13 protein-coding genes are annotated in these 15,718 nt (G+C 42.8%); 2 read left to right on the forward strand and 11 right to left on the reverse strand.

Annotation, left to right across the window (positions count from 1 at the left end):
* From B3Q63_RS07940 to B3Q63_RS07955, 4 genes are all read right to left on the reverse strand, one after another.
* Positions 1-233: phosphoribosyltransferase domain-containing protein (locus tag B3Q63_RS07940; RefSeq protein ID WP_296175554.1), on the reverse strand; the 233-nt coding region annotated here is incomplete at its 3' end.
* Positions 226-1,593: an NYN domain-containing protein gene (locus tag B3Q63_RS07945; RefSeq protein ID WP_296175556.1), complete on the reverse strand. Its 1,368-nt coding sequence runs from the start codon at positions 1,591-1,593 to the stop codon at positions 226-228. The genes B3Q63_RS07945 and B3Q63_RS07940, both read right to left, overlap by 8 nt.
* Positions 1,594-1,659: 66 nt before the next feature.
* A complete protein-coding gene (locus B3Q63_RS07950) occupies positions 1,660-2,910 on the reverse strand; it encodes a trypsin-like peptidase domain-containing protein (RefSeq protein WP_296175558.1) in 1,251 nt (416 codons plus the stop codon).
* 86 nt (positions 2,911-2,996) lie between these two features.
* Positions 2,997-4,160, reverse strand: a complete 1,164-nt coding sequence (locus tag B3Q63_RS07955; RefSeq protein WP_296175560.1) for an ATP-grasp domain-containing protein — start codon at positions 4,158-4,160, stop codon at positions 2,997-2,999.
* 404 nt (positions 4,161-4,564) lie between these two features.
* Here B3Q63_RS07955 and B3Q63_RS07960 point away from each other — a divergent pair, with 404 nt between their 5' ends.
* Entirely contained in the window at positions 4,565-5,848 is a 1,284-nt protein-coding gene (locus B3Q63_RS07960; protein WP_296175562.1) for a TerD family protein, read from the forward strand.
* A gap of 109 nt (positions 5,849-5,957) precedes the next feature.
* Here the strand turns inward: B3Q63_RS07960 and B3Q63_RS07965 are convergent, their stop codons facing one another.
* The 3 genes from B3Q63_RS07965 to B3Q63_RS07975 all read right to left on the reverse strand — a co-directional run bounded on the left by B3Q63_RS07965 (position 5,958) and on the right by B3Q63_RS07975 (position 8,223).
* On the reverse strand, positions 5,958-6,566 hold the full coding sequence (locus B3Q63_RS07965; RefSeq protein ID WP_201618778.1) for a TerD family protein: 609 nt from the start codon (positions 6,564-6,566) through the stop codon (positions 5,958-5,960).
* Positions 6,567-6,688: 122 nt separating this feature from the next.
* On the reverse strand, positions 6,689-7,441 hold the full coding sequence (locus B3Q63_RS07970; RefSeq protein ID WP_296175566.1) for a TIGR00266 family protein: 753 nt from the start codon (positions 7,439-7,441) through the stop codon (positions 6,689-6,691).
* A gap of 206 nt (positions 7,442-7,647) precedes the next feature.
* Complete coding sequence (locus B3Q63_RS07975) at positions 7,648-8,223, reverse strand: TerD family protein (RefSeq protein ID WP_201565719.1); 576 nt, start codon at positions 8,221-8,223, stop codon at positions 7,648-7,650.
* Between the two features lie 352 nt (positions 8,224-8,575).
* Here B3Q63_RS07975 and B3Q63_RS07980 point away from each other — a divergent pair, with 352 nt between their 5' ends.
* The gene (locus B3Q63_RS07980) at positions 8,576-9,241 is read left to right on the forward strand and encodes a 7-cyano-7-deazaguanine/7-aminomethyl-7-deazaguanine transporter (RefSeq protein WP_201565717.1); all 666 of its coding nucleotides are present in this window, start codon (positions 8,576-8,578) and stop codon (positions 9,239-9,241) included.
* Between the two features lie 282 nt (positions 9,242-9,523).
* Here B3Q63_RS07980 and B3Q63_RS07985 read toward each other — a convergent pair whose 3' ends face one another.
* The 4 genes from B3Q63_RS07985 to B3Q63_RS08000 form a co-directional block, all read right to left on the reverse strand.
* Complete coding sequence (locus B3Q63_RS07985) at positions 9,524-10,591, reverse strand: DUF475 domain-containing protein (RefSeq protein ID WP_271133966.1); 1,068 nt, start codon at positions 10,589-10,591, stop codon at positions 9,524-9,526.
* A gap of 398 nt (positions 10,592-10,989) precedes the next feature.
* Positions 10,990-11,565 carry a TerD family protein gene (locus tag B3Q63_RS07990; protein WP_025650997.1) on the reverse strand — a complete coding sequence of 192 codons (576 nt, stop codon included), beginning with the start codon at positions 11,563-11,565 and terminating at the stop codon, positions 10,990-10,992.
* A gap of 285 nt (positions 11,566-11,850) precedes the next feature.
* Positions 11,851-14,157 (reverse strand): bifunctional 23S rRNA (guanine(2069)-N(7))-methyltransferase RlmK/23S rRNA (guanine(2445)-N(2))-methyltransferase RlmL, encoded by a 2,307-nt coding sequence (gene rlmKL / locus B3Q63_RS07995; RefSeq protein ID WP_296175567.1) that lies wholly within the window; start codon positions 14,155-14,157, stop codon positions 11,851-11,853.
* Positions 14,158-14,369: 212 nt separating this feature from the next.
* Complete coding sequence (locus B3Q63_RS08000; protein ID WP_227692326.1) at positions 14,370-15,557, reverse strand: mechanosensitive ion channel family protein; 1,188 nt, start codon at positions 15,555-15,557, stop codon at positions 14,370-14,372.
* Between the last annotated feature and the right edge of the window lie 161 nt (positions 15,558-15,718).

The raw sequence follows: 15,718 nt of genomic DNA on the forward strand, positions 1-15,718 counted from the left end.
GCGACTGGAATATGGCGACCTAAGACTTTTGAGACAAACAAAAATGCGCGTTTAGGATTAATGCGCTGCGCAAATCCAAGCAAGTCTTCTAATTGATAGTGATTGCTTTGTTCTATTTCATTTTTCTCAATGGCTGAATTGGTTTGATAAGTCAGATCAAGAGTGCCGCGTGGTAGGGTGATGCTATGCTTATACATTTTATTAGCCGTCATATTATTTTTAATATCAGTCATCGCTTATTTCTATCCCATATTTTTCGCAAAGATAACGTAGGTCGCCATCTATATTTTGATGCTTTGGCGTAAATTGCCATTGTTTGCCTGCTCGGTTTAACGTAAATAGAATCAGACTTTGACCTGACTTATCTTTTATGTCAAATTCACCAGAAAACAATAATGCATTTTGTTGCTTATCAAGGATACTTAGTTGAATAGGTGTCTGCAGTGAGTCGGTCGCTAAGTTTTCAAGCTCACTTGATAACGCAAAGTTAAGTTGTTCAATATTGGCAGGTTGGAGGTTTAGATCACAACTGAACTCAGATATGGATTTCTCAGCTTCAAGCTGTTGATCCAGTTCGACTGCACCATCTTCACTATGAGTCTGTCCGTAAAATATCATGTCTTCATCGCCACGTACTTTTGCAGTGGCGTCTACTCTAAATAATACGGCATCGATCGTAGGGGCGGTTGTTATTTTGACAATAATAGGTGCAGCGGCAAAGAGGTTGGATGTGGTTTCAGACATTTGCTTTTGATGAATAGCATTATCATCAATTTGTGAGTTTGACGTTGATTTACTATTAGCTTTTACAGAAGGTGAGGTAGTTTTTTTATTTTTTATCTTTATAAGTACAGTGCTATTTTCACGGCGCATATCGTATAAGCGTAAGGCAGTAATGAGGTCTGAAAATTTTCTATACCCATACTTATCGAGCTTAATGTTATTATAATTGCTATTAATTTCACGAGCTAGATAAGATATATCTAACCAACCATCTTTAGCATTAGAATTCTCATTGATAAGCTTATTTATTACGCCAATAAGATGATTTTGGGTATGTAATTGCTTAGTCGTCCAACGTTCTTGTGCTATGTTTGAGGCTGGGACGCTATTCTTATTCGGTGCAGGAGTGACTTTAATTGAGTCGTTTTTAGCAGTTAATAAATCCTCTACATAAAAGAATTTATCACACGCCTGTGAAAACGCGCTAACCGTATTGCGTTTGCCAAAGCCAAATACTTTTGCATGATTTTTGCGAATACGTAGCGCGAGTGAAGTAAAATCACTATCACTTGATATCAGACAAAAACCATCGTAATTGTTACTATAAAGTAAATCCATGGCTTCGATAACCATGCCGATATCAGTGGCGTTTTTGCCTTTTACATAAGCGAAATGTTGCATAGGGTCGATGGCGTATTTAAGTAATGCTTCTTGCCAGCTCTGAATATGTGCATTGCCCCAGTCGCCATAGATTTTTTTACAAGTGATATGTCCAATACTCTCTATCTCTTGCAGAATATAACCAATATTCTTTGCTGAAGCGTTATCGGCATCAATAAGTACGGCGATACTTTTGAGTTTAGCGGGCATTTATTTTCCTTAATACACTTTCTTAAAGTGACTATTTCATATTTTTTATATCGTTGTAATGACTACTTAACCCTGACATCCTACTAACCACAAAGCACCGCGACTTTGCTTACTCAATTGCGGTGTGGTCAACGCGGCAGCTGTCGTGCGTGACATGTCATCTGAGCCAGAGGACTCAGATAAGTTATCTAAACTCATTCCAGCGCTCGCGAGTAGGGCGGATAATAACTGAAATTTCACCGCATAGTTCATATTTTGTGCATGCTCGTGCACGAGGCTAGACGTCACCATCCCGATAACTTCGCCAGTCGGCAGTAATAAAGGGCTGCCACTAGAGCCGGGTTGAATAGGCGCGGTAAATTGCATATAGCGAATATCATCACCAAACCCTGTCAGTCCTGAGATACAGCCTTGCGTTACTTGTAGTTGGCTGCTCAATCCTGATAATGGAAACCCTAAAGTCGTAATGGTTTCACCCAAATTATCAGTACAACGCTGTGCTAAGGGTAAATAACTTGGCAGCGGCTCGCTTACTCTAATAATGGCTGAATCACTACCGATATCGCTAAGCACCACTTGCGCCTCACGATCAGGCTGCCCTTGTTGTCGAATTCCAATCATCGCCGCCGACTCAATGACATGATAGCAAGTCAATAGATGATAAGGGTCAATAGCAAAAGCCGTCCCTGTCCAAGTTTCACCAGACTGAACGTGTCTTGGCGGGCGCGTATCACTGTTAGGATAACCCTGCTGCGCACGTTGAGCATCTTGGATAAGGGCGTGCGTATCTGGCGGACGCATATCGAGGCTAATTTGCACATGATGCTCTAGGCTTGCAAATCCTTGGGTAGAACTTTCACCAAGAGCGCGGCATTTAAATTGTCCATTGCGTCGGTATATTTCTAATATGATTGCTGCTTTAACATGGCGCTCACTTGCGGTAAATTCATAATGAATATCGCCAGCATTGAGTGTTAAATTTACTTTGCTTAATTCGACAGCGGGTAAGTTGAGGCTTGGCTCATGATAAACATAAGCAATCAATTGTAAAAAGCTTACCCCTTGTTTATCAAACAATGCAGGCAAATCCAATTGCCATGCGTTTGGGTTATCCTTGCTATTGAGCTGCGCCCACTCTTTTGGTTCATGCAGATAAGCAGGGCTACAAGCCGCTTTACGATGCTCATCTAAAGGCAGCCATAATAGTCCAAGCTGCTCGCCAAACTTTAGCTGATTTGTTGTCGCAAAAGCGACCGAACAATTCGATTGGGCGATAACCGTATTTGCCCCTAACACTAACGTGGTTTGTGCTGTCATCGCCTGCCTCTTATTGAACATATTCGGTTGCCGTCGATTGTTACCGCCGATTTATTACTGCCGATTTTTTATTTCATTGTTTTTACTTACTCGCTAGCATCTTCTTCAATTTTTACGCTAACCATAATTGAGCGTACTTGGCAGGGAGTGATTTGCTGTGCAATATCCGCAAGCTTTGGTTTATCGGTTAAGCCGAGCCAGTAGCCAAATCCAACTTGGGTTAAATCGACCCCGCTATGAGTGGTGTAATCAATGCCACCAGAGGGGCGACTGTTAATTTCAAGCACACGGTGCTGCCCGTCATCATCGGCCTTGGTTTGCACGCTGACGATACCATCGCAGCCAAAGGCTTTAATCAGTGGAATAACCACATCCATAACCGCTTGCTCGTAGCCGATATGCTGAATTTTCCCTGTTTTATAACGGGTGATGGCAGCCAATACTTCACCATATTCGCAAACGACATCGATAGAGTATTCTTGCCCTGATAAATAAGGCATTAGCAACATAGGAATAGGGCGCTGGTGCACCATGACACTGTTTGCATAGGCATTGATAAACTGCGTGGTATTGATTTTTTTCTCTTCGGTAAAGTATAAGTGCTCAAAGCTATCGTACTGTTCACCATCGTTTTTGGCTAAATCTAGCCGCCAAAAACCTTGGGCAAAAATACCCGTAACCGGTTTGACGCATAAAGGCTGATGACCGTACGTAGCAAGTAACGCCTCAAGCTCTGCGACATTATCAAAGCGCCATGCATCGGCAACGGGAATATCATGCTCATGACACTGCTGCATAAAGGCAAATTTATCATCTATCGCTTCTAACGCCACCACACTTGTCGCGCCAGTCAATAAACGAATGCCAGCCGCGTCAAATGCTTGACGGTGGGCTTCATAATCAATGCCATTGCGTCCAGTCAGTAACACTTTAACGTTATTGTTTTTGGCTTGCTGTAAGACAAACTGCCAACGCGGCATCAATGGCTCAACAGATTCGAGCATTGCTTGCTCATCGCTATCTGCAGCGCTTGCAGATGGCTCACGGTAAATGCTATCGGCAAATTCAAAAATCTCAGGTCTATTATGGCGATGTGACGCGATAATGTTAAATGGCGTATCAGATTGGGCTTTTAGTGTTTGCAGGCTGGCTAACATATCACGCTGGCTTGACTGACCTTCAGCCAACCAAACGGCAGGTGGCACGGCAGTCGACGTTGTATGAGGGCTTTCGTTAGCAGGGGTTTTCATAATTCTCTCAGCGTTATCATAAATTTTAGAGGGCAATAACTGGGACTGGCATTTAATAAGGTAATAACCCAAGGCGCGATACGGCGTTGGTTAACAGTATTGATTAACAGTATTGATTAACAGTATTGATTAACAGTATTGATTAACAGCGTTGATTAACAGCGTTGATTAACAGTGTTGGTTAACAGTGTTGGTTATAGCAGGGTCTATTATATACAAATGCTAAGCGTTATAAATGCTGCTGACAAAATAGCATTAAGGATTTGTAAAAATGTTTTTGCAGCGTTGTTAACGCCTTGTTGAACGGCCGTGCGCTGTAAAAATCAGGCGCTATCCATGCTACTATATAGCGATAGCCAATCTCACCTATATAAACAAATAATAAATAACCTAAAGGATAAATGATGAGTCAACCTCAAAAACTGATTGCTGGCGCTAATGCACCGCTGCCAACGGATAATATCAGCATTCGTATTTTAAGCCAAAGCGCCATCGATTGCGCCGCTTATCGCCTGACCACTGACGGTAAGGTACGCGGCGATGGCGACATGATATTTTATGGGCAGACGCGTAGCGATGATAGCAGCGTCAGTTTCCGTGGTCATGATAGCGATGGATTTTTTGATATTAACTTACCTGCGCAGCCTGCAAGTATTGAGAAGATAGCCCTCGCGTTTTCTAGTGCGCAAACGCTTGCGCAAGTCGGCGATGTGGATATCCAAGTATTACAAGGCAGCCAAGTGCTGATGACTTGTCAGTTAAGTGCTGCCGGACGTAATGAAAAAGCGATTATCTTAGCAGAGTGTTACCGCCGCCAAGGCAGTTGGAAACTCCGTTTTATCGCCCAAGGTTTTGAAGGTGGCTTAAAGCCGTTGTCTGAACATTTCGGTGTTGAAATTGCCGATGAAGCCCCAGCTCAAAGCCAGTCACAAAATCAAGCGCAAAGCCAATCTCAATCTATCAATACGCAAAGACCTATCAATACGCAAAAAGCGGGTAGTGCGCCTCAAACAACGACGCCGCCGCCAATTCCTACAGCTTCTCAAAATCCGTCAATTAACCTAAGTAAAATCACCTTAACCAAAAACCAATCTAGCATCAATCTAAAAAAACGTGAAGATTTTGGTAAAATCTCTGTCAATCTTAATTGGAATCAACGCCCAGATAGCAGTACGCAAGCCCCTAAAAAAGGCTTGCTAGGCGACCTGTTTAAGCAGCATAAAGCCGCTGGTATTGACCTTGATGTTGGAGCGATGATTCATCTAAAAAATGGTGAAAAAACGCTGATTCAGGCCTTGGGCAATCGCTTCGGCAATCTACAATCAGCGCCTTATGTATTGTTACGTGCCGATGATAGAACCGGACAAGTCAGCGGCGGTGAGTGGCTCGATATCAATGGACAACAGTGGTCGCAGATTGAGGAAGTGTTTATCTTTGCTTTTATCTACGAAGGTGCACCAAACTGGGCGCAAACCGATGGCGTCGTAACCATTCATGTACCCGACCAGCCACCGATTGAAACTCGTTTGACAGAAGGTGCTGGTAATTTACCAATGTGCGCCATCGCACGTTTGGTCAATCAAAATGGCAGTATCAACGTTGAACGTATTAATGAGTACTTTAAAGGCCATCAAGAGATGGATAAAGCCTTTAACTGGGGCTTTAGCTGGAAACGTGGTAGTAAGTAAGCGCTTTAATAGTATTATTTAATACAAAAAATCAGCCCGTCTATTATAAAATAGACGGGCTGATTGCTTATAGATTACTAAAACTCTTACTTCGGATTGCTTAACCTATTTACGCATGCGGTGTGATAGCAGGCATTAAGTCATGGAAGGTACGACCAGAAGCAGTCTCGCCAATGGCGTGCATTTTCCACTCATTATTATGGCGATAAACTTTGGCCATAATCATCGCCGTATGAGTACCTTGTGACGATAAGTTATAGCGTGCCACTTCAGTATTGTTATTGGCATTGACGATACGGCAAAAGGCGTTTTCTACCGTTTCAAACGTCTGACCAGTAAAGCTATTGACGGTAAATACCAGTGATACTACGTTCGCTGGAACTTTTGATAAATCAACATTGATGACTTCGTCGTCGCCATCGCCGTCACCCGTGCGGTTATCGCCGGTATGGACGATACTGCCATCTTTTGATTTTAGCTGACTAAACCAAATCGCATCGACGGCTTGTTTATTGGCATCAAACATAATGCATGAGGCATCTAAATCGATCGAGTCGCCGCCGCTGCCGCCGCCAAATAATTTGCCTAAAAAGCCGCCTTTTTTCTCTTGCGGTCCTTGAAAGACGTCCCAACCTAAACCCAATTTTACTTGAGTAAGCTCACCACCAGCTTCTTTGCTGAGGGAGATTTTTTGACCCTTTTGTAAACTAACTGCCATGGTAAAATCCTTATAATAATTGTGAGTAGAATACTTAAATCTTCAGTGCTGTTTTTCGGTGATTAATTTCAGTATGAGCTGTAATTTTAGCTATAAACTTAAATCATAAAATGAAACTTAAGTTATAAGATGTTATCTAAAAAACCACCGCTGCCACCACGACCACCTGAGTTAGTACCTAAAATGCTTTGTAGCCAACCTTGATAGCTGTCACGATTACGCGAGCAGATGATAACTTTGCCTGTTCCTGAGAAGTTTAAAACCATGCCTTCGCCACTGGTGACGGAGTTAATAATATTGCTCATGATGCCTTTTTTCTTGCTGGTCGATACCGAAAGCTTATAATCAAGGTTTGAATCCCAGCAGACCACATGGCCGTTATCAATAATAACGTCTTTGTCAGGCGTCACATCAATCTCAAATAGTGAGCCAAAACCTGACACCACTACCTGACCTTGACCTTGGGTTTGCATCACCATAAAGCCGCCAGTATCACCAAATACCGCGCCGCCGAGGTTGCGCTGGATATTGGCTCTGATATCGACGCCGGTTTGTGCGGCAACGAACGCGCCATCGCTCAAGGTATATTGCTGAGCGCCGCAATCGATGATTTGCATATCACCATCGAGCGTGGGTGCCAGCAAACAATCACCTTCACCATTGACGGCTTCAATTTGCTGTTGAAAAAGTGACTCGTCGTTAGCAAAGCGGCGCATCAGTGATTGCATGAGTCCACCCTGTAGCTTACCTTTCAGCTCAAGGTTCGACTCCATCATCACCATGGCATTGGCTTCACAATAAATTGAGTCGCCTTTTTTTAAGTTACAATGCAAAAAAGGTTCAATAGTGCCGATTAAGCTAAACGTTGCGGCCATGGGGTGCAAATCCTTATTCTGAAATTTTTAAATGCTTCGTTCTCTATAAAAATCATCGTTGTTAATTTAAGCCCGCCAATTACATTTAAAGCCATCAAATGCTTTAAACAGGCACACTTGATGGCTTATTAACTATCGCAATCAAATAATCGATTGCAATAGGGGGCTTAATAGCGGTCTTACAGTTATCGTATAAAACGATGACGTTAAACGTTGACGCCGTAAGAGGCGGCTAATGGTCCAAGACCACCGCTAAAGCCTTGACCAACTGCGCGGAATTTCCAGTCACCGCTATGGCGATATAATTCACCAAAAATCATTGCCGTTTCAGTGCTACCATCTTCTGATAGGTCGTAACGGGCAATTTCAGCCTCGCCGTTATCGTTTACCACACGGATGTAAGCATCACCAACTTGACCGAAGTTTTGGTTACGAGCTGTGCCTTCATAGATGATGGCGCAGATAGCGACTTTGCTGACGTCAGCTGGGATACTAGCTAGGTTGATTTTGATTTTTTCATCATCGCCGTCGCCTTCACCAGTACGGTTATCGCCGGTGTGCTCAACCGCGCCATTGTCTGACTTTAAGTTATTAAAGAAGATAAAATCTTGGTCGTTACGGACTTTGCCTGCTTCGTTGACCAAAAAGCCAATCGCATCTAAGTCAAATTCTTGGCCGTCAGTGGCGCGTGGATCCCAGCCAAGACCGACCGTGATATTGGTTAAACCGGGCGCTTCTTTTGATAAGTTTACGTTGCCGCCTTTTGTTAAGCTAATAGCCATATAAATATCCTTTTGGATTAATAATTAAGTGGATTTGGTTTTATAAAACAAACTAAAAATAGTGCAGTGATTACTCACTTAGATAAAGTAACTATCTTAGCGAAAGTATCTTAGCGCAAAAGGTCAATAAATCGACCTGTACGCCACGTCCTGCATATCATTACGGTTTACTATACTAAGCGTTTGCTGACTAAGCAAGGCGTATTTTGTGTGACTATATGACATTTATATGTTTGTTTAGAAAAAAAGGGTTTTATGGCTATATCAGACCTATTTTGGCTATTTATCTTATTATGATTTATAATAGCGCGCTCAGGTTCCCTCTACCCTGACTTAAAAAAAGGACTCTTCTATGAGCAGTAGTACCCTTTCAACCACCCCGATTCAATCTATTCGCTACAGCCGTGCTTTATTTTGGCTTGTCAGTCTGCATATATTTATTATTGCTATCAGTAATTACTTGGTGCAAATACCTGTCGGACTATTTGGTTTTATTACCACATGGGGCGCCGTCACCTTTCCCTTCATCTTTCTGATTACGGATTTGACCGTACGCATATTTGGTCAAAATCTCGCTAGACGCATTATCTTCTTTGCTATGCTGCCAGCGCTGGTAATTTCTTATTATTTCTCGGTGGTGTTTTCAAATGGTCAGTTTGTTGGTCATGAGCATCTGCTAGATTTTAATCTGTTTGTCTTTCGCATTGTGGTGGCAAGCTTTAGCGCTTATGTCGTCGGACAGCTGTTAGACATTCAAGTGTTTAATAAATTACGCCAGCTTAAAACATGGTGGATTGCGCCCTTAGTATCGACGTTTATTGGTAATCTGGTCGATAGCTTTTGCTTTTTTGCCATCGCTTTTTATAAAAGCCCTGACCCTTTTATGGCAACGCACTGGGTTGAGATTGGTGCGATGGATTACTTGTTTAAGATAGTAATGGGCGTGCTTATTTTCTTACCTTTATATGGTGTGATATTGGCAAAGTTGCAAAAAGTGCTGGCAGGGAAGGAAAAATAAGAAAGCAATAAGCTATGTTGAGCGCACTGCTGATGATAGAGATTAAAGGTGTGCGCCATGCATCAAGCATATAGAAAAACTCAAATTTAATGCCAAAGATTTAGCTAACTATTCAGAAACATCTACGCATTCAGAAACATCTAAGCATTCAAAAATATAGTATGTAAATACAGATAAAAAAACAGGTTATACCAATTACTTGATATAACCTGTCATTACTACGATTTTCTATCAAAGCGCTTTTTGCTTAATGTGAAGTTAGCGTTGAAACTAAAATTCAAACTAAGTAATCGACTTTGCTTCTCGCTTACGATAATTGAGTGAAGCGACAAACGCCCAACCAATAAACGCAATACCAATTAGACCAGTTACAATCTCTGGCACGTGGAATTTCACAGATAATAACATGATGATGGCTAAAGCACCGATGGCATAATGCGCACCATGCTCAAGATAGACGAACTCATCAAGCGTGCCTTTATCGACCAAGAAGATAGTCATCGAACGCACAAACATCGCACCGATTGCCAGACCAAGCATAATCACGATAACGTCATTGGTAATCGCAAATGCGCCAATCACACCATCAAAACTGAATGAAGCATCAAGGACTTCTAAGTATAAGAAGCCGATAATACCGCCCTTCATAATCGCGCTGGTCGCCGCAGCGCCTGAGCCATTCTCTTCGCTTTCTAAGTCTGCTTCAAGGTCACCCTCAAGCATCCCCGAGACCACTTGTACGCCAAGGTATACTAAGATACCCCAAACACCCGCAATCAATACCGCTGCTGACTGCTCAGGATTCGCCCACGATACGGCAATCATCAAGAAAATAAGCGCAACGAAGACGCTCATGGCATCGACTTTACCCAGCTTTGCTAAGCGGCTCTCGAGCCAATCAAACCAATGTACTTCTTTATCATCAAAGATAAAGTTCAAGAATACCAGTAATAAGAAGATACCACCAAAGGCTGAGATTTCAGCATGGTGCGCCATTAAGCGGGCAGAGTATTCTTTAGGGTCATTTAAAGCCAAGTTGACAACTTCCATAACGCCAAGTTCAGCCGTAAAGGCGACGATGACAATAGGGAATACCAAACGCATACCGAAGACGGCGATTAAAATACCGACGGTTAAGAAAATCTTTTTCCAAAATTCGTCCCAGCCTTTAAGGACTGAGGCGTTGACCACCGCATTATCAAATGATAATGAAATCTCCATGACGGCCAAAATAGCGGTAATAGATAAGGTGGTTATCATACCGCCTATACCGCCGTGTGAATATCCCCACCATGCCGCTACCGCTAGGGCAATAATAGTGAAGATAAAGTCTAAATAAAAATGTCTCATGACACATCCTGTCTGGTTGCATAAAGCTAAGGTCGGTCTATTATAGACACAAACCGCAAAAAAAGCGGTTATTGCTAACCACTTTTTTGCATAATTTTAAACGAAACATAAAGCATTACCAGTCTTTTAGCTATGAATAATTGTGACTATTTTGCAACCATATTTTACCGTCAAAATAGCGGCTTATAATTACTGTTGAAGTACCTGTTTACAGCACCTTTAAACAGTGACTTTATAGTGGTTTCAAATAGTGATGTTAAATATTGATTTTCAACAATCACTTTAAATAGCCACTTTAAATAGTCACTTTAAATAAATAGCTAAGACCTGCTTTAGGTCTTGGACGTGATCATTCTATAAAAGTCGATTTACGGTAAGGATAAAATATCAAGACCGTGTTAGATATCGACGCCATACTGCTGACACATGGCTTGCAAGCCACCAGAATAACCTTGACCAACGGCGCGGAATTTCCACTCACCGTTATGACGATAAACTTCGCCAAATACCATCGCCGTCTCAACAGAGTAATCTTCTGCTAAATCAAAACGTACCACTTCTGTGCCTGTTTCTTCGTTCACAACACGGATAAAGGCGTTGGCTACTTGACCAAAGTTTTGGCTACGAGCGGCTGCATCATGAATAGTGACGGTGACGACGATTTTATCGACATCAGCAGGTACTTGGGTTAGGTTTACTTTAACGACTTCATCATCGCCGTCGCCTTCGCCAGTACGGTTGTCGCCGGTATGCTCAACTGCGCCATTGTCAGATTTGAGCTGGTTGTAAAAGATAAAGTCATGATCGCCGCGTACTTTACCCGCCGTGCTGAGTAAAAACACACTGGCATCCAAATCGAACTCAGCGCCAGAAGTCGCGCGCTCATCCCAACCAAGACCGATAAGCAGCTTGGTTAAGTTTGGGTCGGTTTTGGTTAGCGATAAGTTACCGCCTTTATTAAGTGATAAAGCCATGGGGTTATCCTTGTTATTAGAGTGATTAAGGGTGTGATAGTTAAGTTATATAAATAAAAACAATCGCAATAGTGGGATTAAACTGTACATAAAACTATCGTTTAACGGTTGTCTAACTATTGCTTAACTATTACTTAGTGACGCTCTATCATAACAACAAAAAATGACCCAATCAAAGCCGATTGGGTCATTGTTATGTGTACGGTTATGCGTACGATAAGACTGACGATAAAGGACAGCGTTTACATGCAGTGCTTAACCTTTACCGGCATCTAGAAACCTAAATTATAGGCTTTGACGATGGCGAATCTCAAAGCTCTGATGAATCGGCTTTTTAACATCAAAATCAAACCCAATGGTTTTTTGGGTGATATCCACAATATCATAGCGCTCAGTCAACTGCTCATCGAGCTCAAAGCGGGTAAAGTTGTTGGAGAAATACAACACGCCGTCTGAGGTCAAGCGGTTCATCGCGCGGTTGATGAGAGCCGAATGGTCGCGCTGCACATCAAAGGTACCTTGGAACTTTTTCGAGTTTGAAAAGGTTGGCGGATCAATAAAGATAATATCAAATTGTTCCGTATTGTCTTTAATCCACTCAAAGATATCAGCGGCGACAAACTGGTATTTGTTGCGGCTAACGTCAAGACCATTTAGGACAAAGTTTTGCTTGCCCCAATCGAGGTAGTTCTGTGATAAATCAACGCTGGTGACTTTTTTCGCGCCAGCCAAGGCCGCATGGACACTTGCTGTACAGGTATAAGCAAATAAGTTCAGTACGGATTTATTACGACTGTTGTCTTTGATTCGGGCGCGCATATTACGGTGATCAATAAACAAACCCGTATCGAGATAATCGGTAAAGTTGACATAGAAATACGCGCCATCTTCACGAGCGACATAGAACTTGCCACGCTTTTCAGTATTGCCTTGCTTGCTATATTGGTCATTACCAGACTGACGCGCACGGGTTTTGATAAAGATTTGTTCGCGATTAATACCAAAGACTTCACGGATACCCATTAACGCCAAATTAAAGCGTTTTTTCGCCGTTTCAGGTGGAATGGTTTTTGGTGGCGCGTATTCTTGCACGTGCACATAATCGCCATATAAATCGACCGCTACTTTGAAATCAGGCAAATCAGCGTTATAAACGCGTAGATTACTGACAGTGTCTTTTTTAGCCAGTTTCTTCAGTTTGGCAAGGTTTTTTTGCAAGCGGTTGATGAAGTCTTGTCCTTCTTCCACTTCAATCTCACGCTTCTCAAAGCGACTGACCAAATTACCCGTTTGCCCCGCAATCAAGGTGCCGTAGCGGAAATAAACCGTAATAGCACCGTTATGACAGCGTAAAGTTTTTGGCTCTTTAATCGGTAATATATCGACTTGTTCGACATTGGCCGCCAAGATTCCAACCATAGGGTCGATATCAATACCGGCAAAACTGTCTTGTAGAATCAGCCCAAGCGCATGATATAAAGGCTTAATCATCTCTTCATCACCCAAGCGCTCACCATACGGCGGGTTGGTAATGACTAAAGGATTGCTTAAGCGACCATCATCGACCAGTGGTTTTAAGACGCTGCTTAGTTGGTCAAGAGCGCGGGTCTCAAGGTCGAGTAGTGGTAATAAGTCTTGCAAACCGGCGGCTATCAAGTTCTTTTCTGTCGCGAGGATTGCACCGCTATCGGCATCAAAGCCCAAAATTAGTGGCAAAGTATCTGGCTGCTCGTTGGTAATGGCCAATGCATCGCGGAAACGCGTCTGGGCATCATCAATCATCTGTTGCCATAACGCATCGTCATGATGCTGCCATTGATAAAAACCAAATTGATTGGCGGCTTTATCAATACCGACGGCATAATCGCAATGCATGAGAAGGGCTTCAATAATAAAGGTGCCAGAACCACACATTGGATCAATCAGAGCGTTATATAAAGGGGCATTACCTTCTTCATTTTTCTTATGCCAGCCTGCGCTGTAGAGCAACGCTGCCGCTAAGTTCTCTTTTAATGGCGCTTCGGTCATCGCCACACGGTAGCCACGGCGATGCAAACTGGTCCCTGATAAATCTAGATACAGCTCAGCTTGCTTATCATTGACCGTTGCAAACACCGAAAAATCTGGGTTTTTACTATCGACGTTAGGACGGCTGTCATATACTTCGTTAAAGGTATCGGCAATCGCATCTTTGATACGCAGCATGGCAAATTGCTGACTGACGGCAACGCGTTTATCAACCGATAGACGAATGGCAAACGTTTGCTCTAGCTTAAATTGTTCCGTCCAATCGACCGATTTTGCCAAACCATAAAGCTGCTCTGCCACATCGTATTCAGTATTGATGTTTTTGCGTTTGATCAGCATCAATACCCGTGACGCAACCCGCGACCACAAGCAAATGGTGTATAGGTCACGCAATGTACCAGTCACCGCTAAACGACCAGTACTCTTGATCTCGCTTGCAATACCAAAACTGGTCAGCTCAGTTTGTAGCGGTGCCTCAAGCCCATCGGCACAGGTAATAATAAGGTCAAGCGACAACTCTGCTGAAGCGGCTGGTAAGGAGTTGGGCGTGGTTGTTTCGGTCATACGGATACCTGTGGGCTAAATTGATAAATATTGATAAATAAGGCGCATCATAAAATAAGATGTTTAACCGCCAATTTTACCATAATTACGCTATGGATAGTTTAAAGTGGCATTCTTTAGAAGACTGTTTTTAAGAAATGGCTTTTTGTTTTTAAACTAAAATCATGTCGCACCATTGTTTTTTAATATCGTTAAGCAGCTAATGACACTGACTACTTACCGCCTTTTTTTAACGCGGCTGTTTCTGTGACCAATTGCGTAGGAGTCGCAACTGGCTTGGTAACGATAGGGTAAACCTGCTCTGTTGGCATCAGCAGGCGCATATGCGGATAAGGGGTTGAGATATCAGCGGCATCAAAGGCACGTTTGATATTCTCGCGTAAGACTTCTTTGATTTTAGGCATACGTGCAACAGCCGCAGGCTTGACCCAAAAACGCACGATAAAGAATACGCCGTATTCGCCAATCTCATCAACAGTCGCTGAGGTTTCGGGGCGATTTAATACCACGTCGCTCTCAGACAATACCTGCAAAATCACCTCACGTGCCTTGTCGATATCATCTTCAAAAGCAATGCGCATGCGGATATCAAAACGTATAAAGTTTTTCGAGGTTAAATTGATGACCACAGAAGAAGCGACGTTTGAGTTGGGGATAATAACGGTGATATTGTCGCGGGTTAAGACATGGGTCGTGCGTAAAGCGATAACCACGACGCGCCCTTCATTGTCATTGATATTGACCCAGTCGCCGACTTGAAACGATTGCTCAAGTAAAATGGTGATGCCCGCGATAAAGTTAGCAAGCGTTGATTGGGCGGCAAAGCCCACGGCAATACCGGCAATACCCAAACCTGCCACTAGCGATACGATATCAAAGCCAAATTGCGCCATGACGCTGGCAAGCCCAAATACCAATAATAGTACGGACAAAATGTTTTTGAGTAGCTGCTCGATAGAAGCGTTTAGACCATAATGCTGCAAGACTTTATGGATAATTTGCCCAGATGACGTCCATAGCACATAATAAATACCCGCCCAAGTACTGGCTTTAGCAGTGGCTTTGACCGTATCTGGCTCAAAATTAAGCTGGCTCATGATAGCTATCAAGCTGGTCACAATCCAAATATAGCGTAGTATTGAGCGAACAATTTTAGATCGGCGCTCATTTAAGCGGATTCTGGTTCTGCTTTTTTTGACAATGTAGATGGCAAGCCAATAAAAAAATCCCAATACCGCAAGCAGTATTAGGATTTTGATGCCCGTACTCACCAATTCTACCGATTTAGCTGACCAGTCTAACGAGTCTTCATCTATGGTGCCGCCGATAGCAAGGTATAGGCTAGTATGTAGGTCGCGAACAATCTCTTGAAAGAAGTCAGTAATACCAGCGATTGCCATTGTTTCATCCATGCAGGGTTTAGGTCTAAATAAAATGGGTATTAAAAAGTCTGATTGTAAATTAACTCAAATCGCTCAGGCAAATCAACTATGACCTTGATTGCCTTGAGCGTTCATTTGAGCACTAACTTAAAGTGATATAAGTCAAAACGACGAAGCAT

Origin of the sequence: Psychrobacter sp. UBA2769, assembly GCF_002352555.1 — a bacterium.
GTDB lineage: Bacteria > Pseudomonadota > Gammaproteobacteria > Pseudomonadales > Moraxellaceae > Psychrobacter > Psychrobacter maritimus.